Genomic DNA, 24,959 nt, shown 5'->3' on the forward strand with positions numbered 1-24,959 from the left:
GCTCAGCCCTTCGGGACGATCTGGACGTCCATCTCGATGGAGATGCTCGGGCCGACGACCGCGATGCCCCGGGCCAGCATCGTCTGCCAGGTGAGGGTGAAGTCCTCGCGGTGCAGCTGCGTGGTGGCACGGCAGGCGGCCCTGGGCTCGCCCTCCATCCCGTTGCCGAGCCCCAGGTACTGGGTGTCGAGCGTCACCGTACGGCTCACGCCGTGCAGGGTGAGCGCGCCGCTCACGCCCCAGCGGGAGCCGCCCCGGTGAACGAAGCGGTCGCTGTAGAACTCCAGCGTCGGGTAGCGGCCGACGTCCAGGAAGTCGCTGGAGCGCAGGTGGTCGTCGCGCATCTGCACGTTCGTGTCGATGGACGCGGCGTCGATGATCACGTGCATCGCCGAGTCCTCCATGCGGTCGGCGATCCGTACCGCCCCGGCGAAGGTGTTGAACCGGCCGTGGATGCGGGCCATGCCGATGTGGCGGGCGGTGAAGCCGATCTGCGAGTGCATCGGCTCGATCTCCCAGTCACCGGACTCGGGCAGCTGCGGCGGCGCGGAGATCTGGAGCGTCACATCGCCGAGGCTCGCGTGCCCGCCCTCGGTGACCGTGGCCGAACCGTGGAAGGGGGTGAACCCCTCCGCCGTGACGGCCAGCCGGTACTCCCCCGCCGGGACCGTGGCCAGGACACTGCCGTACGGGTCGGTCTCGCCCCCGACCACCTTGCGCCCCGCACGGTCCGTCAGTACGAACTCCGCCTGTGCGACCGGCTCGTTCACCGGGTCGAGCACCCGGCAGCTGAGGACACCCGCCGAGTCCGGCACCACCAGTCCGGCGAGGGCGTTGCCGAGGGCGGCGCCCGTCGTAGTTTTGCTTCCGAACCAACGGCCGAACATTCTTTCCACACACTCCCGGGCGCGCTCTCACCTCGGGCCGTGGGGCAGACGTCGTTGTCGGAGCAGCGGCCCGCCGACGAGGATGCATTCGAACACCATTGAGGCGTTCGAGGCAAACGCAGCAGCTCGCGGAGGCTTGGGCGTAGGTGTTACCGAAGGTCCGATTTGTTGGGCAGCCGGTCCAGGCGCACCCCGAAGTGCTCGCGATAGGCGGCGAGCACCTCCGCGTCGTCGCCGAGCGGCGTCTCCAGGCGCCGGCCGCCCGCGGTGGTGCGCAGTGTGCGGCCGGTGAGCGTGATCCGGCCGTCGTCCGTGCAGCGCGAGCAGACCGGGGCGCGGGTGAAGTGGGAGTCGGGCGAGGTGCGGTGGTACCAGGCGCCGGCCCGGAAGTCGGCGAGCGTTCTGGGCCGCGGCTCGACGCGGAGCCGGGGCGCGCCGTCGCACAGCACGTCGAGGTCCCCGGAGCCGGCATCGGCCCCGGTCGTGACGGGCGCGATCCGGAAGGTGCCGGCGGGGTCCCTCTGGTCGGCGCGGTCGTCGAGCGCGAGGGGGCTGCGGGCATGGTCGCCGAAGCCGACGTCCGCGAGCCACGGCCCGGTCCCGTCCACCGTCTCCACCCGCAGCACCAGGTGGTCGTACGGGATGCCGAGCCGGCCGCCGTCGCCGTACACGCGGGCCTGGAGCAGGGTGACGCGGAAGCCGAGGGCCCGCAGCAGGGCGGCGAAGGCGCCGTTGAGTTCGTAGCAGAAGCCGCCGCGCCCGCGCGCCACGATCTTGTCGAGGAGCGCCGCCTCGTCCAGCACGATGTCCTCGCCGAGGTGGATCGAGAGGTTCTCGAACGGCACGGAGAGGAGGTGGCGCAGTTGCAGTTCGCGCAGCGCGGGTGCGTCGGGGCGTGCGGGCCGGTCGGCGCCGATGCGTTCCAGGTAGGCGTCCGCGGTGCGGGGCAGCTGGGGGTCCATGTCCCCAGTCTCCGCCGCGGCCCCACGGCGGCACCATGCGTCACTGGTCCTAGGTCCGGCGACGGTGTCATGGGCGTGGCTGGCCGGGATGGCGAGGGTGTCGGAGCGGGGTGGCGGGGTGTGGCGGCGAGCTGGGGTGTCGGGGCGGAGGGGCGGGGTGTGGCAGCGAGCTGGGGTGTCGGGGCGGACGGGCGGGGTGTGGCAGCGAGCTGAGGTGTCGGGGCGGACGGGCGGGGTGTGGCGGCGAGCTGAGGTGTCGGGGTGAGGTGGCGGGCCGTCATGAGCTTCCCACCGCCCGGAGTTCGCGGCCCTCGCCGGTGACCGCGATGGCGCCGGCCCTGTCGGTGCGCAGCACCACCGCCCCCTCGCCCGTGAGCGCCCGGACCGTCCGGGGCGCCGGATGGCCGTACGGGTTGTCGCGCCCCACGCTCACCAGCGCGAACCGGGGGCGCAGGGCCCGCAGCAGGGCGTCGTCCTGGTGGGCGGAGCCGTGGTGGGCGACCTTGAGCACATCCACCGGCGGCAGCCCCGGACGGCTGCGCAGCAACGCCCGTTGGGCGGGCGGTTCCAGGTCGCCGGGGAGCAGCAGCGTGAGCCCGCCGGCCCGTACGAGGAGGGTCACGCTGGCGTCGTTCGGGTCCTGCGGTACCGGACCGGCCGCCGGGCCCGCCCCGGCCCCGCCCGGAGGCCACAGCACCTGCCAGGCGAGCGGCCCGATCCGCCGCCGCGCACCGGGGACGGCCCGCAGCACGGGGACCCGGGCCCGCGCCGCCGTCCGCCGGACGAACGCGGCCTGCTCCGGCGGCTCGTCCAGGCTCGTCGTCCGGATCTCGCCCACCGCGCGCCCCCGCAGCACACCGGGCAGGCCGCGCACATGGTCGGCGTGGAAGTGGGTGAGCAGCAGCAACGGCACACGACTGACGCCCAGTTCGCGCAGGCACCGGTCGGCGAGCCGGGGATCGGGGCCGGCGTCGACGACCACTCCGGCGCCTCGGCCCGCCGCGAGCACGAGGGCGTCGCCCTGTCCGACGTCGCACATGGCGAACCTCCAGCCGGGCGGCGGCCATCCGGTCAGCACGCGGGTCAGCGGCACCGGCCGGAGCACGGCGAGCACCAGGAGCAGCGCGGCGGCCGCGCAGGCCCAGGGCCGGCGGCCCATCCACCGCACGGCCGGCACCAGGACCAGGACGAGGGCGGCCAGCAGCACCGCCCCGGCCGGGCCGCCGGGCCAGTCGGTCTCCGCTCCGGGGAACGACGCCCCGGTCCTGGCCACCGAGGCGATCCACCCGGCCGGCCATCCCGCGACCCCGGCCACCAGGACGGCCACCGGCATCGCCACCGGCGCCAGGGCCAGCGCGGCGAATCCGAGGACGGTGGCCGGTGCCACGGCGAACTCGGCCAGCAGGTTGCACGGGATCGCCACCAGGCTCACCCGCGAGGCGAGCAGCACCACCACGGGCGAGCACACCGCCTGTGCCGCTGCGGCGGCGGCCAGCGCCTCGGCCAGTCGCGGCGGCACCCGGCGCCGGCGCAGCGCGTCGGCCCAGCGCGGGGCGAGGGTCAGCAGGGCGCCGGTGGCCAGCACCGACAGGACGAAGCCGTAACTGCGCGCCAGCCACGGGTCGTAGAGCACGAGCAGCAGTACGGCGGCGCACAGGGCGGGGATCAGTGTCCGGCGCCGCCCGGTGCCGATGGCGAGCAGGGTGATCAGCCCGCACGCGGCGGCCCGCAGCACGCTCGGTTCGGGCCGGCAGACGAGGACGAACGCGAGTGTGAGCGCGCCGCCGAGCAGCGCGGTCGTCCGCAGGGAGATCCCGAGCCGGGGCGCCAGTCCTCCGCGCTCGGTGCGCAGCGCCCTGCCGGGTGGTCCGATGAGCAGGACGAGCAGAATTCCGAGGTTCGATCCTGATACGGCGAGAACGTGGGTGAGGTCGGTGGCCCGGAAGGCTTCGTGCAGCTCCGGGGTGACCCGTGCGGTGTCGCCGACGACCAGTCCGGGCAGCAGGGCCCGTGCGTCGGGGGGCAGTCCGTCCGTGGCTTCCCGCAGTCCGGCGCGCAGCCGTCCCGCCGTGCGCTGGAGGAGGCTGGGCGGGCCGGTGACCTTCGGCGGGGTCTTGGCGTCGGGCCGCAGGACGGCGGCGCTCCGCTCGCCCCGGTGCAGCGGTGGCGCCAGCCGTCCTTCGATCCGCAGCCGGGTGGAGGGGAGCAGCCGCTGCCACTGGGCCGCCGCGCCTCCCGGCGGGACGATGACCAGCACCGGCGTCCGCAGCCGTACGACGGTGCCGTCGCGGCGTGTGAGGCGGTCGACCTCCGCGTCCAGGAGCAGCGAGGCGGGCACGCTGCGGTCGCCGCGCACCCGTGGGTAGGTGCGCCGGGCGTCGGAGGTGAGGGTGATCTCCGCCTCGATACGGGCGAACTCGCGGGCCAGTTCCGGCACCGGGCCTGCGCGTACGCCGGCGCCGTGCAGTCCGGCGGACGCCACCCCGGCGGCGGCGCAGAGCAGCACCGCGGCGGCGGCCGTGGCACTCAGCCGGCGCCGGACGCGGGCGCCCGTGCGGGGGCGTCGCAGGCTCACCGCGAGAAGGATCATCGCCGCCACCAGGCAGAGCGCCGCCCCTGCCGCCGCCCAGTGCCCCGGAGCGCCCACCGCGAGCCCGGCCCCGGCCCAGGCCGCCGCTGCGGGCGCGAGCAGGCGGAGGTCGGCGGGGCCCTCCTGACGGGGGTCGGAAAGCCCCAGTCGCTTGCCGGACGCCGCGTGAATGTCCGGCCCGTGGATGGCCGGCTCGCGGCTGGCCGGCTCGCGGCTGGCCGGCTCGTGGATGGCCGACCCATCGGTGTCCGGCCTGCCGATGTCCGTACCGGCGGCTCCGGGCGCGCCGGCCGGCCCGTCAACGTCCGCGCCCGTGCCGCCGGGTGCCCCGGTCCGCGTGTTCACGGCCGCACCAGCGGGTGCAGGTCCGCGAATCGGCGCGCACCGATCCCCGTCACTTCGCGGAGTTCGTCGACGGACCGGAAGCCGCCGTGCTGGGTGCGGTAGTCGAGGATGTGCCGGGCGAGGACGGGGCCGACGCCCGGAAGCCCCTCCAACTGCTCGGCCGTCGCGGTGTTCAGGCTCACCGGTCCGGCGGCGCCCCCGGCGGACGCGGGGCCGGTGGCGCCCGCGGCGGGGGCCGGAGGGGCGCCGACCACGATCTGTTCGCCGTCCACGAGCACCCGCGCCCGGTTGAGCCCCGCCAGGTCCGTGCCGGGCCGGGCCCCGCCCGCCGCCTTCAGCGCGTCGTCCACCCGTGATCCGGAGGGCAGTCGGCGCAGCCCCGGGCTGCGCACCTTCCCGCTCACGTCCACCACGATCGGGCCGCCCGGCCCGGCGACGGGCGCGGCACCGGGCGCCGGCTCGGGCCGCCCCGCGCCGCCGTCCGGGGTCGGCTCCGCCTCCTCCGGGTCCGGGGCGTGCACCGCCTCGCCGACCGTGTCCGGAGCCCGTACGCCCTCGGGCCGGGCCGACCGGAAGTGCATCCCGGCGAACACGGCGGCGGCCACCAGGACCACGGCGAGCGCGGCGAGGGTCTTCGGTTCGAGGCCGCATCGGAGCTGCACCCACATCGGCAGCCTTTCCCGCACCGCGAACGCGGCCGCCGCCCATCGCCCCACGGGAGCCCCGGCCGCAGCAGAGCCCGGAGCCGGCGCGGGAGGCGGGGCGGGCTCCCCGGCCGGGGGCGGCCCCGAAAGCCCGCCCGGAGCGGACACCGGCTCGGCCGGCACCGTCCCCGCGTCCCCGGCCCCGGACTCCGGCCCCGTCCCCGGCCGCGCGCCGCGCCCGCCGTAGCCGCCCGCCATGAGCGCATCGGCCCGGCTGCGGGCCGCCGCCACCGCTTCGGCGCGGTCCGCGGTGCGCCGCCTCCGGCCCGTTCCCGGGCGCGCCGTCGCGCGGAAGCGGCCGTCGGAGGCCGGGTCGCGTCCGGGGCCGGCACCCGGTCCGCCGGGTCCGCTGGTTGCACGATGTGATCGGGAAGCCATACGGGCGACGCTAGGTAGTTACGCCAAATCCCGCTGAGCGCACCCGATTTCGGTGGACGGCCGACTGAATGTGGATAACTCCCCCACTCCGGAGGGTGACCGGCCGCCGCCGAATCCGCACCGGGCCGCCCCGGCCCCTCCCCCGCCCCGCCGTATCAGCGCGGCGAGACCACCGCGCCCAGCAGCCCCGGCCCCGTGTGGGCGCCGATCACCGCGCCCACCTCGCTGACATGCAGGTCCACCAGCCCCGGCACACGCTCCCGCAGCCGCTCGGCGAGACGTTCCGCCCGCTCCGGGGCCGCCAGGTGATGCACCGCGATGTCCACACTGCCGCCGCCCGCGTGCTCGGCGACGATCTCCTCCAGCCGGGCGATGGCCTTCGACGCCGTCCGCACCTTCTCCAGCAGTTCGATCCGGCCGCCGTCCAGCTGGAGCAGCGGCTTGACCGCGAGGGCCGATCCGAGGAGGGCCTGTGCCGCGCCGATCCGGCCGCCCCTGCGCAGATAGTCCAGGGTGTCCACGTAGAAGTAGGCGGAGGTTCCCGAGGCACGCTTCTCGGCCGCCGCGACCGCCTCGTCCAGGCTTCCGCCCGTCTCCGCCGTCTCGGCTGCCGACAGGGCGCAGAAGCCGAGGGCCATCGCGACCATCCCGGTGTCCACCACCCGCACCGGCACCGGGGCGTCCTTCGCGGCGAGCAGCGCCGCGTCGTACGTACCGGAGAACTCCGCGGACAGGTGGAGCGAGACGATGCCGCTCGCACCGGCCTCGGCCGCGGCCCGGTAGGTGGCGGCGAAGACCTCGGGGCTGGGCCGGGAGGTCGTCACGGGGCGCCGCTTCTGGAGGGCCAGGGCCAGGGAGCGCGCCGAGATCTCGGTGCCCTCCTCCAGGGCCTGGTCGCCCAGGACCACGGTGAGCGGTACCGCGGTGATGCCGTGCCGCCGCATCGCGTCGGGTGGCAGGTAGGCCGTTGAATCGGTGACGATCGCGACATGGCGGGACATGAGCGGGAGGTTACCCGCAGGGGCGGGCCGTCGGCATTCCGCCCCCGCGCGTCCTGCGCCGGCGGTCAGTTGGAGGTCTCGGGCCTGGCCCTCTTCTGCCAGGGGTAGGTGGTGTTCTGCCGGGGGTCCCGGGCCGTGAGGGCCTCCGGCGACGCCTGCCGGTCGTGCCGCGGCGCCTGCCGGTCGCGCTCACCGGGTGCGGGCGCCGCCTCCGGCTGCGGTGTCGGCGCCGCCGCGGGCTCCTGCGCGGTGGTGGCCCAGTGGCGCAGGGCGCCGGCCTCCAGGTCGATCTGGGCGTTCAGCGTGGACAGGTCGTCGTCCGCGAACTTACGGGCCCGGTCCCTGGCGGCCCAGCGCAGCGCGTCGGCGGAGCCGGTGACCTGCGCGGTGCGCTCCTTGAGGCCGGGCAGCCGGGAGGTCACCGTCGCCTTGTCGGGCTCGTGCTCCAGCGCCTTGAGCTCGGCGTCCAGTTCGTGGCCGTGGACGCTCAGCCGGTCGAACAGGCTGAGGGACTCGGCGAGCGACGCGTCCTCGGCCACACCGGCCCGGAGCGCGTCCTGTGTGGCGCGCATCGACGTACGCAGCGAGAGGCGCAGCTGCGCCAGTTCGCCGCCGACGCCCAGCTGTCCGTAGCTCTTCGCACGCAGGGTGGTGTCCTCCACCGTGCGGCGGGCCTGTGTGATCGTCCGGTCCACGCCGCGCCTGGCCGCGCCGACGACCTTGACCGTCGCGTAGACGCCGAGGGCCATGAAGGCGACGACGAGCAGCCCCAGGATCAGGATCACGGCTTCCATGAGCGCCCCTCGGTGGTGTGACGGCCTCCGGCACCCGTGCGCCGGTCCCCTCCACCGTAAACGGAACGGGCAGGCCGCGGGTTCCGATGGAACCCCCAACCTGCCCGTAGGGGAAAGCCCTCACCCGCAGAAAGTCCTAGGCGGGAACGATGTTGACCAGCTTCGGGGCGCGGACGATCACCTTGCGGATGCCGGCCCCGCCCAGCGCGGCGACGACCGCCGGGTCGGCCAGTGCCTGGGCCTCCAGGTCGGCGTCCGTGATCGACGGGGAGATCTCCAGGCGCGCCTTGACCTTGCCCTTCACCTGCACGACGCAGGTGACGGTCTCGTCCACGACGTACGCCGGGTCGGCCACCGGGAAGTCCTGGTGGACGACGGACTCCGTGTGGCCCAGGCGGTGCCACAGCTCCTCGGCGATGTGCGGGGCCAGCGGCGCCACCAGCAGCACCAGGGCCTCGGCGACCGAGCGGGGCAGCGGGCCGCCCGCCTTGGTCAGGTGGTTGTTCAGCTCGGTGACCTTGGCGATCGCCGTGTTGAACCGCATGCCGGCCATGTCGCCGCCGACGCCGTCGATCGCCTTGTGCAGGGCGCGCAGCGTCTCCTCGCCGGGCTCGGTGTCCACGACGGTGACCTGGCCGGTCTCCTCGTCGACGATGTTGCGCCACAGCCGCTGCAGCAGCCGGTACTGGCCGACGACCGCGCGCGTGTCCCAGGGGCGCGAGACATCCAGCGGGCCCATCGCCATCTCGTACAGGCGCAGCGTGTCCGCGCCGAACTCGGCGCAGATCTCGTCGGGCGTGACGGCGTTCTTCAGGGACTTGCCCATCTTGCCCAGGACTCGGGAGACCTTCTCGCCCTGGTGGTAGTACGCCCCGTCGCGCTCCTCGACCTCGGCGGCCGGGACCGCGATGCCGCGGCTGTCCCGGTAGACGAAGGCCTGGATCATGCCCTGGTTGAACAGCTTGTGGAACGGCTCGGCGGAGGAGATGTGGCCCAGGTCGTGCAGCACCTTGGACCAGAAGCGGGCGTACAGCAGGTGCAGCACGGCGTGCTCGGCACCGCCCACGTACAGGTCCACGCCCCCGGTCGGCTGACCCTCGCGCGGGCCCATCCAGTACTCCTCGATCGCCGGGTCGACCAGCTTCTCGGAGTTGTTCGGGTCCAGGTAGCGCAGCTCGTACCAGCAGGAACCGGCCCAGTTGGGCATGGTGTTGGTCTCGCGGCGGTACTTACGCGGACCGGAGCCGTCGCCCAGGTCCAGCGTGACGTGGACCCAGTCCTCGTTGCGGGACAGCGGGGTCTCGGGCTGGGTGTCGGCGTCGTCCGGGTCGAAGGTGCGCGGCGAGTAGTCGTCGACCTCGGGCAGCTCCAGCGGCAGCATCGACTCGGGCAGCGGGTGGGCGATGCCCTCCTCGTCGTACACGATCGGGAAGGGCTCGCCCCAGTAGCGCTGGCGGCTGAACAGCCAGTCCCGCAGCCGGAAGTTGACGGTGCCCTCGCCGACGCCGCGCTCCTTCAGCCACTCGGTGATGCGGGCCTTGGCGTCGGTGACGCCCAGGCCGTTCAGCGAGATCTCGTCGTTGGCGGAGTTGACCAGCTTCGCGTCGTACGAGGCGAAGGCGTCCTCCCACGTGGAGGCGTCCGTGCCGCGGTCGTCGGACGGCTCGACGACACAGCGCACCGGCAGCTCGAAGGCGCGCGCGAAGGCGAAGTCACGGGCGTCGTGCGCGGGTACGGCCATGATCGCGCCGGTGCCGTAGCCCATCAGCACGTAGTCGGCGATGAAGACGGGGATCTGCTCGCCGCTGACCGGGTTGGTGGCGTACGCGCCGGTGAAGACGCCGGTCTTGTCCTTGGCCTCGGCCTGCCGCTCGACGTCGGACTTGGCCGCCGCCTGCTTGCGGTACGCGGTGACCGCCTCGGCCGGGGAGGCGTGGCCGCCCGTCCAGACCGGGTGGGTTCCCTCGGGCCAGGCGGCGGGGATGATCCGCTCGACCAGCTCGTGCTCCGGCGCCAGCACCATGTAGGTGGCGCCGAACAGCGTGTCCTGGCGGGTGGTGAAGACGGTGACGCTGCCCGCCCCGTCCACCGGGAAGTCGACGCGCGCACCCTCGGAGCGGCCGATCCAGTTGCGCTGCTGCAGCTTGATCGCCTCGGGCCAGTCCAGCCCGTCCAGGTCGTTCAGCAGCCGGTCGGCGTAGGCGGTGATGCGCATGTTCCACTGGCGCAGCTTGGCCTTGAAGACGGGGAAGTTGCCGCGCTCGGAGCGGCCGTCGGCGGTGACCTCCTCGTTGGCCAGGACGGTGCCCAGGCCGGGCGACCAGTTGACCGGCGCGTCGGAGGCGTAGGCCAGGCGGTACCCGCCCAGGACGTCGGCGCGCTCGGCGGCGCTCAGGGCGCTCCAGTCACGGCCGTCCGGCGTCGCGCGCTCGCCGCTCTCGAACTGGGCGACCAGCTCGGCGATCGGCCGGGCCCGGTCCGCCTCGGTGTCGTACCAGGCGTTGAAGATCTGCAGGAAGATCCACTGGGTCCACTTGTAGTACTCGGACTCGATCGTGGCGAACGAGCGGCGCTTGTCGTGGCCCAGGCCCAGCCGGCGCAGCTGCGCCTTCATGTTCCCGATGTTGGCCTCGGTGGAGATCCGCGGATGCGTGCCCGTCTGCACGGCGTACTGCTCGGCGGGCAGGCCGAAGGCGTCGAAGCCCAGGGTGTGCAGGACGTTGTGCCCGGTCATCCGCTGGTGGCGGGCGAACACGTCGGTGGCGATGTATCCCAGCGGGTGGCCGACGTGCAGCCCCGCACCCGAGGGGTAGGGGAACATGTCCATGATGAACCGCTTGGGCTTGGCGGCCAGCTCGGGGTCGCCCGCCAGGTCACCGGTCGGGTTGGGTGCCTCGTACGTGCCCTCGGCGTCCCAGAAGTCCTGCCAGCGTGCCTCGATGTCGGCGGCCATCGCTGCCGTGTAGCGGTGCGGCGCAGCAGAGTCGGCTGCGGAATTCGTCTCGCTCATGATCCTCAAAGCTCCATTGGTCGTCATCTGCCGGCATCCACGTCCACGGACGTACGTCCTTGGGAAACGAAAAATCCCCTCGCACAGGAGGGGACGCCGCGCTGATGCCGACCAGGCGTTCTCACCGGTCGGGACTGGTCAGCGCGGCTCGCTAAGCAGAAGGGCTACGGCACGCATGGCGTCAGGGTACCGCACGGAGCCGGTTCACCCCTGGCCAGTGGCCGGGCACCGAGCCCGTACACGCGGAACGGCGGGCCATCCGATTCGGACGACCCGCCGTTCCCACTTCACTGTGGAGCTAAGGAGAATTGAACTCCTGACCTCTTGCATGCCATGCAAGCGCTCTACCAACTGAGCTATAGCCCCTCGCTTTGCCGCCCGGTCTCCCTGGCGACATCGAGAACAGTACCGGTCCTCCCGGCCGTCCACCAAATCGATTCCGGTCCGTCCGGTTTTCACCCGGCCCGGAAGGGGAAGCGGTCAGGCCGTGGCGAAGGAGTAGAAGCGTTTGAGGGTGCAGTGCTCCTCCAGGAGCCGGCCGTAGATCGGCTCCCCCTCCAGCTCCCGGTAGGTTTCGATGGGGTCGCCCTTTATGACGAGCGCCCGCGCGCATTCCTCGCACCAGTACTGGTAGTCCGCGTTGACCGGGTCCATGTCCCTGACGATGGGCGTACCGCTGCCGCACCAGTCGCACTTCCGCCTGTGAGCACCCATGGTTCAGCTCCGGCCCCGGCGGACGAAAGGCGGCTTCGGAACCTCGTGGCGGCTCCCAGGCATTGCGCACACCCTCCCGTTCGGTCCGTCGCCCCCTCCGGCGGTCCGATTCTGCCATGACCTCGCAAAAAGGGGGTCAGCCCGCGCGAGTCACCGTCCGCCGCCGTACGAGCCCCGCCGCCGCGCCCGCGCACGCGGCACCCGCCAGGGCCAGTTCGCAGACCCACAGCGCGTGCCCCGAACCCTGCGGTCCCGGCGTACCGAGGCGGTTGAGGTAGAGGGTGCCGATCGTGGCGACGCCGATGACCTGACCGAGCTGGGTCACGGTCACCAGCACACCGCTGGCGTCGGCGGCGTCCTGCGGCCGTACGTCCGCCAGGGCGCCCGCGAGGTTGGGACTGAACGCGAGAGCCATACCCGTCCCCAACAGCACGAAACCCGTGTACAGCGTCACGCCCCCGCCGGAGCCGTCCCGCAGCGCGAGGCCGATCAGCGCGTTCCCGACCGCCACCAGCACGAAACCACCGGGCACCAGGCCCCTTCGCAGCCGGGCCGGCCACCGCCGCCAGGTCAGCCCGGCGACCCCGAAGGCCACCGCGGTCGGCGCGCACATCAGCCCGGCGTGCAGCGCCGAGTACCCGAGGCCGCCCTGGAGGTGCAGGGTCAGCGTGAACAGGAAGCCCGCGTTGACCGCCATCACCAGCAGGATGCGCACCGACGCCACGGCGATGCCCGGCAACCGGAGCACCCTCGGCGCGATCAGGGGCGCACCGCCCCGGGCGGCGAGCCTCGTCTCGTACGCCACGAAACCGGCGAGGACCAGCACGCAGGCGAGCAGGCAGCTCCACGTCCAGGCGGGCCAGCCCAGTTCCTGGCCGAGCACCAGCGGAACGGTGAGCAGGGTGACGCCCACGGCCAGCACGGCCAGGCCCACCGGGTCGAAGCCGCGCGCCCGCGCCTCGCGCCGGGCCCGCGCGGTGCGCGGTTCGCGCGGCAGGAAGCGGGCGCCGAGCACCAGCAGGACCAGCCCGGACGGCACATTGACCAGGAAGACCGGGCGCCAGCCCGCACCGAACAGATCGACGCTCACCAGCACCCCGCCCACCACCTGCCCGGCGGCGGCCCCGGTGGCCAGCACGGCGCTGTAGGCGCCGATCGCACGGACCCGCGCGGGGCCGGTGAAGTGCTGCTGGATCAGGCTGAGCACCTGCGGGATCATCACCGCGGCGCCCGCCCCCTGGATCACCCGGAACGCGATCAGCTGCCCCGAGCCCGCGGCCAGTCCGCAGGCGAGCGAGGCCGCGGTGAAGACCGCGAGTCCGGCGAGATGGGCGCGGCCGTGGCCGAGCAGGCCGCCGAGCCGGGCGCCGGCGACGAGGAGGACGGCGTAGGAGATGGTGTAGCCGGCCACCACCAGCTGCAACTGGGCCCCGGACGCGTCGAGTTCGGTGCGGATCGTCGGGGCGGCGACGTTCACGATGAAGATGTCGAGCATGGCCATGAACTGGGCCGTCAGCACCACGGCGAGCAGTCGGCCGGGGGTCTTGTCGGTGCCGGGTGTTCTACTGATGACGGAGCGTGAGGCCGTCGTTTCTGTGGTCGCGGTCATGGGCTCCAGGCTGGTGCCGCGCGCATACGGGTAACGAGAGCCCGCCGATGCTGGTACTGGCAGCACCTGGCAACACCCTGGCGCAGCACCGACGATGGGGGCGTGACGACGGTGACGGCACAGAAGACGACACAGGCGACGACACGGACGACGGTGACGGCCCAGCGGCAGACGCGCCGGTCCGGACCGGCGTCCGGCCGGCGGCCGGAGCTGGCCGCGTTCCTGCGGGGCCGCCGGGCGCGGGTGACCCCGGCGGACGTGGGCATGGCCCCCGGCTTACGGCGGCGTACGCCGGGCCTGCGCCGCGAGGAGGTCGCCCAGCTCTCCGGCGTCGGGGTCACCTGGTACACCTGGCTGGAGCAGGGCCGCCCGATCAACGCCTCCTCGCAGGTCCTGGACGCGGTGGCGCGGACCCTGCGGCTGGACCCGCCGGAGCGCGAGCACCTCTACGAGCTGGCCGGGGTGCCGTTCCTGCCGGGCCGGGAGTCCGATGTCTTCGAGGTCGGCGAGGAGATCCAGGGCATCATCGACGCGCTGGACCCGCTGCCCTCGGTCGTCTACAACGCCCGCTACGACGTGCTGGCGACCAACGCCGGCTACCGCGACCTCTTCGGCGTACCGCTGATGCGGGGCGCCCGGGTCCGCAACGCGCTGTGGTCGCTGTTCACGTTGCCGGAGGAGGAGTGCCCGATCGTCCACCGCGCCCAGGAGCTGCCCCTGATGGCGGCGACCCTGCGCAGCGGCTACGGGCGCCATGTGGGCGAGCCCGCGTGGGAGACGTTCATCGCGGCGCTGTCGGAGGCGAGCCCCTACTTCGCGAAGCTGTGGCGCAGCGGGGACGTCGCCCCGCCGGGCCGGCGCGTGAAGACCTTCCGGCACTACGCGGTGGCCGGTGAGATACGGATGACGTCGGTGTCGCTGATGGTCAACGGGCTGCCGGAGTGCCGGATCGTCACGTACACACCGGCCGACGACGAGAGCGGAAAGCTGCTCGCCGTCCTGCGGGGGCTCCGGCGGAGCCCCGGCCCGGAGGCCCGCCCCTGACCGTCGCGACGGCGCACACGAAAAATCCCGCCCCCTGGTGGGGACGGGATTTCTTCGATTGTGGAGCTAAGGAGAATTGAACTCCTGACCTCTTGCATGCCATGCAAGCGCTCTACCAACTGAGCTATAGCCCCGCTGTTCGCTGTGTTTCCCTGCGCTCTCGCGCTGCGAACAAGAAGAACTTTAGCCTGTGACCAGCCGGAAAGTGAAATCCGGCCCCCACAGCCCGGGGACGGCCCGCCGCGACCGGGTCAGGTGTCGTCGCCGAGCACCGGTTCCGGCAGGGTGCCGGCGTTGTGCTCCAGCAGCCGCCAGCCCCGGGCGCCCTCGCCCAGCACGGACCAGCAGCAGTTGGTCAGCCCGCCGAGCCCCTCCCAGTGGTGCGCCTCCAGGCCCAGCAGCCGGCCGATGGTGGTGCGGATGGTGCCGCCGTGGCTGACGACGACCAGCGTGCCGTCGTCGGGCAGCTTCCCGGCGTGTCCGAGGACCACGGGGGCGGCCCGGTCGGCGACCTCGGTCTCCAGCTCGCCACCGCCCCGCCGCACGGGCTCGCCGCGCTTCCAGGCGGCGTACTGCTCGCCGTACCGCTCCACGATCTCCTCGTGGGTCAGGCCCTGCCAGGCGCCCGCGTAGGTCTCGCGCAGGGCCGCGTCGTGCACCACGTCGAGGCCGGTGATCGCGGCCAGCTCGGCGGCCGTGGCCGCGGCCCGCCGCAGGTCGGAGGCGACGATCGCGTCCGGTGCGAGGGAGGCGAGCAGCCGGGCGGCCCGGCGGGCCTGCGCGACGCCGGTGTCGGTCAGCTCGATGTCCGTGGAGCCCTGGAAGCGGCGCTCCAGGTTCCACGCCGTCTGGCCGTGCCGCCAGAGGACGATCCTGCGGCCCCTGCCGCTCCTGCTGCCGTTCAGCTCTGCTCACCTTCCGTGACACCGTTGAGCTGCGCGTGCTCAGCGGCCTTGCCCCGGGTGCGCACGGCGTCCTCGGGAAGGTCGATCTCCGGGCAGTCCTTCCACAGGCGCTCCAGCGCGTAGAAGACGCGCTCCTCGCTGTGCTGGACGTGGATGACGATGTCGACGTAGTCGAGGAGAATCCACCGCGCGTCGCGGTCGCCCTCGCGGCGGACCGGCTTGGCGCCGAGGTCCTTGAGGAGCCGCTCCTCGATCTCGTCGACGATCGACTTGACCTGGCGGTCGTTGGGGGCCGAGGCCAGCAGGAAGGCGTCGGTGATCGACAGCACGTCGCTGACGTCGTAGGCGATGATGTCGTGCGCGAGCCGGTCGGCGGCCGCCTGGGCGGCGGCGTTGATGAGCTCGATGGAGCGGTCCGTGGCGGTCACAAGCAAGCTTTCGTCGTCGGTCGGATTGTTCTCTAGGGGGTGTCTGACAAATCCCCGTGGAAGAAGGAGCGGCGTCTGGTGCGTGCGATCGCAAGGCGCCGGGAAGTCCTCGTAGCGGAGCTACTAGGGCTTTTCGGCAACGCGGCGAGCATGCGTGCCAGACGCCGCGACGCCGCGGGGATTTGTCAGACACCCCCTAGGGTCTCACGGGGAAGGCGGGGGCCACGCAGCGATATTTCCGGGGCCGTGCGGGCCCGTCGCGGGCGGGAGGTCCGGGCCGTGCGGGCCCGGACCTCCTGCGACCGCCGGGCGGTCAGCCGATCTTGTAGTCCTGGCCGAGCAGGACGGACACCGTCGCGTTCCCGGCCGGCTTGCCCTGCTTCACCGTGCTCGTCGGCAGTCCGAGGGTCTTGGCGACCTGGACCGCCTTCTCCTTGTCGGCGGCCCCGGCGTAGACCACCTGCGAGGAGGCGGCCGCGTCGGCCTTCCCGCTGTTGACGAAGGCGAAACCGCCGTTGACCAGCTTGGCGCGGGCGGATTCGGTGCCCTCGGAGTCACCGGTGGCGTTCCTGATCCCGACCCGGACCACTCCGTCCGCCGAGGGCGCCTTGACCGCGCCGCCGAGGATGTCCTTGACGACGCCTTCGGTCGCCTCGTCGGTGAGGGTGCCGTCCTCCCGGACCGGCAGCAGCGCCGTCTTGTAGTCGCCGAGCTTGGCGTGCTGGGCGAGCTTCGCCAGCGAGGCCCCGAGGTCCTTCTCGGGCAGCGACGGGTCGAGGATCTGGGCCAGCGTCTGGACGGTGACCGTGGCGGCCTTCGGGTCGTCGGAGATCTTGCGCAGGACGCCGCGCATGACCTGCCCGAACCTCGTCAGCTGCTTGGCCTCGGCCTCGCCGGGCCCCCGGTAGGTGGCGTACGCGACGGCCATCCGGCCGCTGAGGGTCTGGTCCTCGCCCTTCTTCACCAGGTCGCCGGAGCCCTTCTTGGCGCCGGGCACGGCGGTGTCGGTGTCGATGTCGATGTTGCCGACGAGGTCGACGAGGTTCTCCAGGTACGGGGTGTCCAGCCGCCAGGTCCCGCCGATGTCGGTGCCCAGCAGGTTGTCCAGGGCCTCACGGGTCCCGGAGGTGCCGTCGTCGTCGACGGACTTGCCGAGCGTCGTGGTGCTCCCGTCCTCGTCGGAGACGGCGAGCGCGTTGGGAAGCAGGACGGTGGTGCCCTGCTTGGTGGTGACGTTGTCCACGAGCAGCGCGGTGGACGTGCCGCCGCCCTTGGTGTCGTGCAGGTGCACCACGATGACGTCGCGGCGCTGCGGGCCGGTCGTCGCGGTGTTCTCCTTCTCCGCGCCGTCGGACATGCCGGGGATCTTGTCCGCCGACCACAGGTAGCCCACGCCGCCGAGGACGGCGAGGACTCCGGCCACGATGAGCGCGACGAGCCGGTTGCGGCCCCGGCGGCGCGCCTCCTCACGGCGCTCACTGCGGCTCTCGGTGAACTTGAGCCAGTCGATGACGTCCTCGGAGTCCTCGTCGGGCTCCTCGATGAAGGCGAACTGCTCGGTGCGGTAGTCGTCCCGTCCGCCGCGCCGCTGTCCGGGCACGGCCGCGTCGGCCTCCGGCTGCGACTCGGGCACACGGGAGGGCGCGGGCTCGCGCGCAGGGGCGGGAGCGGCGGGGGCCTGGGCCTGAGCGGGGGCCTGGGCAGGGGGCTGCGGCTGGGCGGGGGCGGCGGGGGCCTGCTGAGGGATGCTCCACTGCTGGGTGGTGTCCACCGCGGCCGGCTGCTGCCCGGTGCCGTAGCCGTACGGGTCGTAGCCGTAGTCCTGCTGCGGGGCCGCGCCCGCGTAGGGGTCGTACTGCTGCGGCGGGGCGGGGGGCTGCTGCTGGGCGTACGGGTCGTAGCCGTACCCCTGTCCGCCGTCCTGCGGTGCCTGCTGCGGCGGCTGCTGGGCCTGCTGGTCCCCGTAGGGCTGCTGGGCGTACGGGTCGTACTGCTGCTGACCCGGCTGCTGGTACACCGGCTGCCCGTACGCGTCGTAGCCGATGATCTGCGGCTGCTGGTAGTACGGGTCGTACGGGTTCTGTCGGTCGTTCACCGGTGCCCCTCTCCGCTCACTCGCCGCGGTACAGCTGGCGCTTGTCGATGTAGCGGACCACACCGTCCGGAACGAGATACCAGACCGGCTCGCCCTGGGCGACCCTCGCGCGGCAGTCCGTCGAGGAAATCGCGAGCGCGGGGACCTCCACCAGGGAGACGCCCCCCTTCGGCAGGCCGGCGTCCGTGAGCAGATGGCCCGGCCGGGTGACTCCGATGAAGTGGGAGAGCGAGAACAGTTCGTCGGCGTCGCGCCAGGTGAGGATCTGGGCGAGCGCGTCGGCGCCGGTGATGAAGAAGAGGTCCGCGTCGCCGTGGACCTCGCGCAGGTCCCGCAGGGTGTCGATGGTGTACGTGGGGCCCTTGCGGTCGATGTCGCTGCGGCTGACCGAGAACTGCGGGTTGGACGCCGTCGCGATGACCGTCATCAGATAACGGTCCTCCGCCGGGGAGACGTGCTTGTGGCTCTTCTGCCACGGCTGCCCGGTCGGTACGAAGATCACCTCGTCGAGGTGGAACTGGGCGGCCACTTCACTGGCCGCCACCAGGTGTCCATGATGGATCGGGTCAAACGTCCCGCCCATCACGCCGAGTCGGCGTTTTCCGGGGCCGGTAGGCACTTCCTGCTCTCCCATGCGTGCAGAGCCTACTGGCACAGCTGTACGCCTCGGCCTCAGCGGTCGCGGTTGAAGCGCGTGGTGATCCACAGGAGGAGGAGAAGCACGACAAGGGCGCCGCCACCGGTGACGGCGGGGATGAGGCTGTCGTGATTGCCGCCGTGCTCGCCCTCGGCGGCGACGGTGACCAGCTGGTGTGCGGTGCTCGTGAGGCTCATCTTCGGCAGGACCTATCGATCGGGAGTCGGGGGAAGACGTCGCGGACATCGTATGCGGGGGTCACGGGCACGCTCACGCCGACTCAGTCGTTGTTGTCGTCGTTGCGGTATCCGCGCAGCAGGAACCAGGCCAGCAGGGCGGCGCCCAGGAGGGAGGCGACCAGCACGATGCGGATCGTGTTGCCCGGCCCCTGGTCCCCGGACGCGGCGGCGAACAGAGCAACTGAGTACGGCATGTCGGGCGTCTCCTCGGTTATCCACAGCCCCCCGCACACCGTAGCCCCAGCACCTAGGCTGGGCTGCGCCAGGGGGCGAGCGACGTCTCGCACGAAGATCAGGGGGATCATCCATGACCGGTGGCGGCCACGAGAGCAGCGGCGTACCGAGCAGGCAGCGCAAGCGATTTCCGGGGATCTCCTCCCGGTCCTACGAACATCCGGCCGACCGCTCCGCGCTGGTCGCGCTACGGAAGCTGAGCGGCTTCGACACCGTCTTCAAGGCACTGAGCGGTCTGCTGCCGGAGCGCAGTCTGCGACTGCTCTTCCTGTCGGACTCCGTCCGGGTGAGTGACGCCCAGTTCGCCCACCTCAACGACATGCTGCGCGACGCGTGTTACATCCTGGACCTGGAGAAGGTCCCGCCGATGTACGTCAACCAGGACCCCAAGCCCAACGCCATGTGCATCGGGCTCGACGAGCCGATCATCGTGGTGACCACGGGCCTGGTGGAGCTGCTGGACGAGGAGGAGATGCGGGCGGTCGTCGGCCACGAGGTCGGACACGCCCTCTCGGGTCACGCGGTGTACCGCACGATCCTGCTGTTCCTCACCAACCTGGCGCTCAAGGTCGCCTGGATTCCGCTGGGCAATGTGGCGATCATGGCGATCGTGACGGCGCTGCGCGAGTGGTTCCGCAAGTCGGAGCTGTCGGCCGACCGGGCCGGACTGCTGGTCGGCCAGGACATACAGGCGTCGATGCGCGGCCTGATGAAGATCGCCGGCGGCAACCACCTCCACGAGATGAACGTGGACGCCTTCCTGGCCCAGGCCGACGAGTACGAGAAGTCCGGCGACCTGCGCGACTCGGTGCTCAAGATCCTCAATGTGCTCCCCCGCTCCCACCCGTTCACCACGGTCCGGGCGGCCGAGCTGAAGAAGTGGTCGGAGACCCGCGACTTCCAGCGCATCATGGACGGCCACTACCCGCGCCGGGACGAGGACAAGGACACCTCGGTGACCGACTCGTTCAAGGAATCCGCCGCGCATTACGCCGATTCGGTGCGCCACAGCAAGGACCCGCTGATGAAGCTGGTCGGCGACATAGCCGGTGGCGCCGGGGACCTGGGCGGGAAGCTGCGGGACAAGTTCACCGGGGGCGGCGGCAAGGGCGGTGCTACGGGCGGCTCGGCGGGGTCGCCGGGGACGGAAGGAGCGGCGGGGACGGAAGACCGGGGCCCGGAGGGCTCGCAGGGGTCCGGGACGGACGGGAGCTGACGTCCAGCGTCCCGCACAGGGCGGCGGCGGGCCGGCCCGTGGCGTACGGATCGGTGCCCGCCGGCCCCCGCGACTCCGCCCGCTCACCGGCCAGCAGCGGCCGCAGCGCGCCCGAGGTGTCGGCCGGGCAGGACTGCGGGCCCGCCTGGAGGTAGCTCGTCCGCACCTCCAGCCGGTGCAGCCGCAGGTCCTCCCGGTCGAACCGGAAGCTCATCTCCCGCCGCACGGTGAACAGGGAGGCGCCGCCCTGCGGCTGCGGCCCCGAGGCGGCGGGGCGCAGCGCGTACGTGAAGGTGTGGTCCGACACGACCTCCAGGGCGTCGGAGCCCGTCTGGGCGTAGCGCAGGGTGCCCCGGACCCGGACCTCGGGGTCCGGGACGGCCTCGGCGGGGTCGAAGCGGACGAGCCAGCCGGTCGCGGCGTGCTGCCCGTCGTCGTAGGGGTCCTCGACGCTGCGCTCGAACTGCTCCATCTGGTCCGGGTCGAGCAGGGCCTCCACGGGGCGCACGGTGCTCCCGCCGAGCACGTCGGGGTCGAGCGAGGAGGCCACCAGATAGTCCGTCGCGGTGGCGAGGGCGGCACCGACCTGGCTCTCCGAGAAGTCCTCGGTGCGCCGGGCGGGCGGCGGGCTGATGCCGTCCCGGCCCGTGGCGTGGCCGGCGGCCGGGCTCGCGGCGAAGAGGGCGTCGGGGGTGCCGCCGGGCACGGCGCCGCGCGGGGCCAGGGGGACGAGGGTCATCCGCAGCGGCTCGGTCCGCCGGGCCACCGGGCTCTCGTAGGGGTGGCGCAGTCCCATGAAGACGGCGGTGCCGAAGGCCAGGGCGATCAGGATCACCAGGGCGACGGCGATCCGCGAGCCGGTGCGGACCGTCCGTCCCGGCAGGCTGCGCACGGCACGGGCGTGCTCCCCCATGCGTTCCTGGGCGGAGAACTCCTGCAGCCGGGCGGCGCGTACGAAGGACTCGTCGAAGACGAGTGAGCCGTACTCGTCGTCCTGGCCGCCCGCGCCGTTCTCCGCCGGGCCATCGGGTGGGTCTCCGCGGTGTGCCATGACTTCTCCCGAGTCCGTGAGAAGTCCCCTCTTCGAGCGGACGAGGGGTCATACATTCAGGGTGGGTCGATCACGACGACGGTAAACGCGGTGGCGCCGGGCAACCACCGCAGAGTTCTGCCGGGCACCCCGTGGCGGGCGGGTGTTCAGGGGGTGCGCGGGACGGCGGAGGCCTTCGGGCGGGAGTTGTCGTCCGCCTCGGACGGGGACGGCTCGGAGGGAGCCGAGCCGGGGCCGGGGCCGGGCGCGCTGTCGACGCCGGTGCTGGCCGGTGTCCGGACCGGGCTCTGCCGGGCGCCGGAGCTGTTGCGGTAGACGGCGCTGAACGCCAGCGCGACCATGCCGATGCCCATCAGGACGGCCAGCAGCCAGGCGACCGGGCGGTGCCAGCGGGCCGTGCCCCGGTACGGGCGGAACGAGCCGCCGTGGCGGCCGTAGGGGCCGTGGTCGCGGAATCCGTCGTCGTCCAGCGGGTCGTGGTGGCCGGGGCCGTAGCCGTCGTCGTACGGCTCGTCGTCGTAGGGGCCGCCGCGGGCACCGGCGCGCCGGGCGTCGGCCTCGGCGCGCGCCTCGGCCGCCGCCAGCAGCCGCTCCACGGCGGTCGGCTCGTGGAAGGCGGCGGCCCGTACGAAGTCCTCGTCGAACACCACGGAGGCGAAGTCCTCGTCAGCGCCCCCGCGGTCGTCGTCGGGCTCCCGGCCGTTCGGATACGGCCTGCCCCCCACGTCGTCCGGCACGCATTCAGACTAGACCCGCAGCCCCGCTTTGGGCAGGGAGACGGCGGATTCGGCCCCGTTCCGGGTCACCTCACATGGCCGTCGCCGGTGACGATGTACTTGGTCGAGGTGAGTTCCGGCAGGCCCATGGGGCCCCTGGCGTGCAGCTTCTGCGTGGAGATGCCGATCTCGGCGCCGAAACCGAACTGGCCTCCGTCGGTGAACCGCGTCGAGGCGTTGACGGCCACCGTGGTGGAGTCCACCAGCTGGGTGAAGCGGCGGGCGGCGGCCTGCGAAGTGGTGACGATCGCCTCGGTGTGGCCGGAGGACCAGAGCCGGATGTGGGCCACGGCCGCGTCCAGCGACTCCACGACGGCCGCCGCGATGTCGTACGAGAGGTATTCGGTCTCCCAGTCCTCGGGGGTCGCCGCGACCACGGTCGCCTTGGAGCCCTCGGCGTACTCCAGCACCGCCTCGTCGCCGTGCACGGTCACGCCGGCCTCGGCCAGGGCGTCCAGGGCGCGCGGCAGGAAGGCGCCCGCGACGTCCTTGTGGACGAGGAGGGTCTCGGCGGCGTTGCAGACGCTGGGGCGCTGGGCCTTGGAGTTGACCAGGATCTCCACGGCCATGTCCAGGTCGGTCTGCGCGTCCACGTACACATGGCAGTTGCCCGTGCCCGTCTCGATGACCGGGACCGTGGACTCCTCGACCACGGTCCGGATCAGCGAGGCGCCGCCGCGCGGGATGAGGACGTCCACCAGGCCGCGGGCGCGCATGAGTTCGCGCACCGAGTCACGGCTCTCGCCCGGCACCAGCTGCACCGCGTCGGCCGGCAGGCCGGAGCCGCCCACCGCGTCGCGCAGCACCCGCACCAGGGCGGTGTTGGAGGCGAAGGCGGAGGACGAGCCGCGCAGCAGGACGGCGTTGCCCGACTTCAGGCAGAGGGCCGCGGCGTCCACCGTCACGTTGGGCCGGGCCTCGTAGATGATCCCGACGACGCCGAGCGGCACCCGGACCTGGCGCAGGTCGATGCCGTTGGGCAGGGTCGAGCCGCGCACCACCTCGCCGACCGGGTCGGGCAGGGCGGCGACATCGCGTACGTCGGCGGCGATGGCGCGGATGCGCTCGGGCGTGAGGGTCAGCCGGTCCACCACGGACTCGCTGGTCCCGGCCTCGCGGGCGCGGGCCACGTCCTCGGCGTTGGCCGCGAGGATGTCGCTCGTCCGTACCTCCAGGGCGTCCGCGATCGCCAGCAGCGCGTCGTCCTTGGCCGCGCGCGGAAGTGGCGCGATGTCGGCGGCGGCGGAGCGGGCCCGGTAGGCGGCCTGGGCCACGGGAGACATGTTGTCGTACGGCGAGAGCGTGGTCATGCCCGCAGAGTAGTGCGCGCCCTGCGGGCATCCCGTACGCATTTCGTGATGCGAGACGGCTGTTTCCCCGGTTCGGCTTCTCCCGTCCGGTTTCCCCGGTTCTGCTTCCCCCGGTCCGGCTTCCCCGGTTTCGGTTCCCCGGTTCGGCCGGATCAGTACGGATGGACGCCGACCGGGGCGGCCGGGGGCGGCCCGTACCCCTCGGCGACGCGCTGGTGGTAGGTCTCGCGGTCGATGACTTCGAGGCCGACGATCGTCCAGGGCGGCAGGCCGGCGCTGGAGCGGTGCTCGCCCCACAGGCGCAGGGCCACCGCCGCCGCGTCGTGCAGGTCGCGGGCCTCCTCCCAGTAGCGGATCTCCGCGTGGTCGTTGGCGTAACGGCTGGTCAGCAGGAAGGGGTGGTCGTGCGCGAGCTGTTCCAGGCCGCGTCTGACCTCCTTCAGCGGGAACTCGGCCCCGGAGACGCAGAGGGTGACGTGCCAGAGCTTCGACGGGGTGTGCTCCTGTGCGGCCGGTCCCGGCTCCGGCCGGGTGGTGCGCTCGTTTCTGCGGTCCATGGGCCGGTTCCCGTCGAAACCGGCTCCCGCTCCGACACTGGTCAGGGTGCGGCCACCCGTTCCTCGGGGCGGCGCCCCCGGGCGCGCTCGTCTCACCGGCGGCCTCCTGTGATGTGTTGCTTTGCTGTACCCCGCAGTTTCCCTGCTACAAAGTGGACCAGTCCGCGGCCCGGTGTGGGGCGGTTTTCGTGAAGCTCTCCGTCCGTTGGCCGGACTTTCAGCCGTTTCGGTGCGTGTCAGCCGTGCAGGACGACGAGATCGTCCCTGTGTACGACCTCGCGCTCGTAGGCGGGGCCGAGGTCGCGGGCGAGGTCGCGGGTGGAGCGGCCGAGGAGCCGCGGCATCTCCTTGGCGTCGAAGTTGACGAGTCCGCGGGCCACCGCCCGGCCGGTCAGGTCGCGCAGCTCGACCGGGTCGCCCGCGGTGAACTCGCCCTCGACGGACGCGATCCCGGCGGGCAGCAGCGAGCTGTGCCGCTCCACGACCGCCTGCACGGCCCCGTCGTCCAGGGTGAGCGAGCCGCGCGGCGCCGAGGCGTGGGCCAGCCAGAGCAGCCGGCCGGCCGAGCGGCGGCCGGTGGGGTGGAAGTAGGTGCCGGTGTCGCGGCCGGCGAGGGCGTCGGCCGCGTGGCTCGCGGAGGTGAGGACGACGGGGATGCCGGCGGCGGTGGCGATCCGGGCGGCCTCGACCTTGGTGACCATGCCGCCGGTGCCGAGGCCCGCCTTGCCGGCGCTGCCGATGCTGACCCCGGCCAGGTCGGCGGGGCCGGTGACCTCGGCGATGCGGGTGGTGCCGGGGATGCTCGGGTCGCCGTCGTAGAGGCCGTCCACGTCGGAGAGGAGGACCAGCAGTTCGGCGCGGACGAGATGGGCGACGAGGGCGGCGAGCCGGTCGTTGTCGCCGAACCGGATCTCGTCGGTGGCGACGGTGTCGTTCTCGTTGACGACGGGCAGCGCGCCCATGTCCAGGAGCTGGTCCAGGGTGCGGTAGGCGTTGCGGTAGTGGGCGCGGCGGCTGGTGTCGTTGCTCGTGAGCAGGACCTGGCCGACGCGGACGCCGTAGCGGGCGAAGGAGGCGGTGTAGCGGGCGACCAGCAGTCCCTGGCCGACGCTGGCTGCGGCCTGCTGGCGGGCCAGGTCCCGGGGCCTGCGGTGCAGGCCGAGCGGGGCGAGCCCGGCCGCGATGGCGCCGCTGGAGACGAGGACGACCTCGCGCGCGCCGCCGTCGCGGACCTTGGCGAGTACGTCGACGAGGGCGTCGACCCGGTCGGCGTCCAGGCCGCCGGTGGCCGTGGTGAGGGAGGAGGAACCGACCTTGACCACGATCCTGCGGGCTTCCGTGACGCCGTTCCTTGCCCCTGACACCCGGTCCCCCAAGTTTCGCTCGCTGGATCTCGCAATCTACATCTACACGCGGATCGCATATCGATGCGCTCGCATTCCGTACTGCGGAACCCCTTTCATGCCGTTCTGC

General features: G+C 72.8%; 22 protein-coding genes and 2 tRNA genes. 2 read left to right on the forward strand and 22 right to left on the reverse strand.

What is annotated here, in order from left to right:
* Positions 1–2: 2 nt before the first annotated feature.
* The 10 genes from OG710_RS08190 to OG710_RS08235 form a co-directional block, all read right to left on the reverse strand.
* On the reverse strand, positions 3–887 hold the full coding sequence (locus OG710_RS08190; protein ID WP_330238725.1) for a YceI family protein: 885 nt from the start codon (positions 885–887) through the stop codon (positions 3–5).
* A gap of 149 nt (positions 888–1,036) precedes the next feature.
* On the reverse strand, positions 1,037–1,849 hold the full coding sequence (locus tag OG710_RS08195; RefSeq protein ID WP_330238726.1) for an arylamine N-acetyltransferase family protein: 813 nt from the start codon (positions 1,847–1,849) through the stop codon (positions 1,037–1,039).
* A 277-nt stretch (positions 1,850–2,126) separates the two neighbouring features.
* Positions 2,127–4,379, reverse strand: a complete 2,253-nt coding sequence (locus tag OG710_RS08200) for a ComEC/Rec2 family competence protein (RefSeq protein WP_443064320.1) — start codon at positions 4,377–4,379, stop codon at positions 2,127–2,129.
* Positions 4,380–4,780: 401 nt separating this feature from the next.
* Complete coding sequence (locus OG710_RS08205) at positions 4,781–5,866, reverse strand: ComEA family DNA-binding protein (RefSeq protein WP_330238727.1); 1,086 nt, start codon at positions 5,864–5,866, stop codon at positions 4,781–4,783.
* 155 nt (positions 5,867–6,021) lie between these two features.
* Positions 6,022–6,867, reverse strand: a complete 846-nt coding sequence (locus OG710_RS08210) for a DegV family protein (RefSeq protein WP_330238728.1) — start codon at positions 6,865–6,867, stop codon at positions 6,022–6,024.
* A 65-nt stretch (positions 6,868–6,932) separates the two neighbouring features.
* On the reverse strand, positions 6,933–7,661 hold the full coding sequence (locus tag OG710_RS08215; protein WP_330238729.1) for a hypothetical protein: 729 nt from the start codon (positions 7,659–7,661) through the stop codon (positions 6,933–6,935).
* A gap of 136 nt (positions 7,662–7,797) precedes the next feature.
* A complete protein-coding gene (gene leuS, locus OG710_RS08220; RefSeq protein WP_330238730.1) occupies positions 7,798–10,671 on the reverse strand; it encodes a leucine--tRNA ligase in 2,874 nt (957 codons plus the stop codon).
* A 293-nt stretch (positions 10,672–10,964) separates the two neighbouring features.
* A tRNA-Ala gene (locus OG710_RS08225) sits at positions 10,965–11,037 on the reverse strand.
* Between the two features lie 114 nt (positions 11,038–11,151).
* On the reverse strand, positions 11,152–11,385 hold the full coding sequence (locus OG710_RS08230; protein WP_111331746.1) for a hypothetical protein: 234 nt from the start codon (positions 11,383–11,385) through the stop codon (positions 11,152–11,154).
* Positions 11,386–11,521: 136 nt separating this feature from the next.
* Positions 11,522–12,907 (reverse strand): MFS transporter, encoded by a 1,386-nt coding sequence (locus tag OG710_RS08235; RefSeq protein WP_330242192.1) that lies wholly within the window; start codon positions 12,905–12,907, stop codon positions 11,522–11,524.
* A 240-nt stretch (positions 12,908–13,147) separates the two neighbouring features.
* Between OG710_RS08235 and OG710_RS08240 the strand changes: the two genes are divergently transcribed.
* On the forward strand, positions 13,148–14,038 hold the full coding sequence (locus OG710_RS08240; protein WP_330242193.1) for a helix-turn-helix transcriptional regulator: 891 nt from the start codon (positions 13,148–13,150) through the stop codon (positions 14,036–14,038).
* 61 nt (positions 14,039–14,099) lie between these two features.
* Here OG710_RS08240 and OG710_RS08245 read toward each other — a convergent pair.
* The 7 genes from OG710_RS08245 to OG710_RS08275 form a co-directional block, all read right to left on the reverse strand.
* Positions 14,100–14,172 (reverse strand) — tRNA-Ala (locus OG710_RS08245).
* Between the two features lie 117 nt (positions 14,173–14,289).
* A complete protein-coding gene (locus OG710_RS08250; RefSeq protein ID WP_111331740.1) occupies positions 14,290–14,943 on the reverse strand; it encodes a histidine phosphatase family protein in 654 nt (217 codons plus the stop codon).
* Entirely contained in the window at positions 14,940–15,371 is a 432-nt protein-coding gene (rsfS, locus tag OG710_RS08255) for a ribosome silencing factor (protein WP_111331738.1), read from the reverse strand. Before rsfS ends, OG710_RS08250 begins: the two co-directional genes overlap by 4 nt.
* 313 nt (positions 15,372–15,684) lie before the next feature.
* Complete coding sequence (locus OG710_RS08260) at positions 15,685–17,466, reverse strand: LCP family protein (protein WP_330238731.1); 1,782 nt, start codon at positions 17,464–17,466, stop codon at positions 15,685–15,687.
* 16 nt (positions 17,467–17,482) lie between these two features.
* Complete coding sequence (gene nadD, locus OG710_RS08265) at positions 17,483–18,100, reverse strand: nicotinate-nucleotide adenylyltransferase (RefSeq protein WP_330238732.1); 618 nt, start codon at positions 18,098–18,100, stop codon at positions 17,483–17,485.
* Positions 18,101–18,138: 38 nt separating this feature from the next.
* The gene (locus OG710_RS08270) at positions 18,139–18,300 is read right to left on the reverse strand and encodes a hypothetical protein (protein WP_199563822.1); all 162 of its coding nucleotides are present in this window, start codon (positions 18,298–18,300) and stop codon (positions 18,139–18,141) included.
* An 83-nt stretch (positions 18,301–18,383) separates the two neighbouring features.
* Positions 18,384–18,536: a hypothetical protein gene (locus tag OG710_RS08275; protein WP_199563823.1), complete on the reverse strand. Its 153-nt coding sequence runs from the start codon at positions 18,534–18,536 to the stop codon at positions 18,384–18,386.
* Between the two features lie 113 nt (positions 18,537–18,649).
* Here OG710_RS08275 and OG710_RS08280 point away from each other — a divergent pair, with 113 nt between their 5' ends.
* The gene (locus OG710_RS08280; RefSeq protein ID WP_330238733.1) at positions 18,650–19,792 is read left to right on the forward strand and encodes a M48 family metallopeptidase; all 1,143 of its coding nucleotides are present in this window, start codon (positions 18,650–18,652) and stop codon (positions 19,790–19,792) included.
* On the opposite strand, the gene OG710_RS08285 is transcribed toward OG710_RS08280, so the two are convergent.
* From OG710_RS08285 to proB, 5 genes are all read right to left on the reverse strand, one after another.
* Positions 19,692–20,843: an SCO2583 family membrane protein gene (locus OG710_RS08285; RefSeq protein WP_330238734.1), complete on the reverse strand. Its 1,152-nt coding sequence runs from the start codon at positions 20,841–20,843 to the stop codon at positions 19,692–19,694. The two genes, OG710_RS08280 and OG710_RS08285, sit on opposite strands and share 101 nt — an antisense overlap.
* Positions 20,844–20,989: 146 nt before the next feature.
* Positions 20,990–21,580: an SCO2584 family spore wall biosynthesis protein gene (locus OG710_RS08290; protein WP_330238735.1), complete on the reverse strand. Its 591-nt coding sequence runs from the start codon at positions 21,578–21,580 to the stop codon at positions 20,990–20,992.
* Between the two features lie 65 nt (positions 21,581–21,645).
* Positions 21,646–22,929, reverse strand: a complete 1,284-nt coding sequence (locus OG710_RS08295) for a glutamate-5-semialdehyde dehydrogenase (protein WP_111331726.1) — start codon at positions 22,927–22,929, stop codon at positions 21,646–21,648.
* Between the two features lie 152 nt (positions 22,930–23,081).
* Positions 23,082–23,582 carry a hypothetical protein gene (locus tag OG710_RS08300; protein WP_111331724.1) on the reverse strand — a complete coding sequence of 167 codons (501 nt, stop codon included), beginning with the start codon at positions 23,580–23,582 and terminating at the stop codon, positions 23,082–23,084.
* Between the two features lie 140 nt (positions 23,583–23,722).
* Positions 23,723–24,808 carry a glutamate 5-kinase gene (gene proB, locus OG710_RS08305; protein ID WP_330242194.1) on the reverse strand — a complete coding sequence of 362 codons (1,086 nt, stop codon included), beginning with the start codon at positions 24,806–24,808 and terminating at the stop codon, positions 23,723–23,725.
* Positions 24,809–24,959 lie beyond the last annotated feature (151 nt).

The sequence above is a fragment of the Streptomyces sp. NBC_00525 genome (genome assembly GCF_036346595.1).
In the GTDB taxonomy this organism is placed as follows: domain Bacteria; phylum Actinomycetota; class Actinomycetes; order Streptomycetales; family Streptomycetaceae; genus Streptomyces.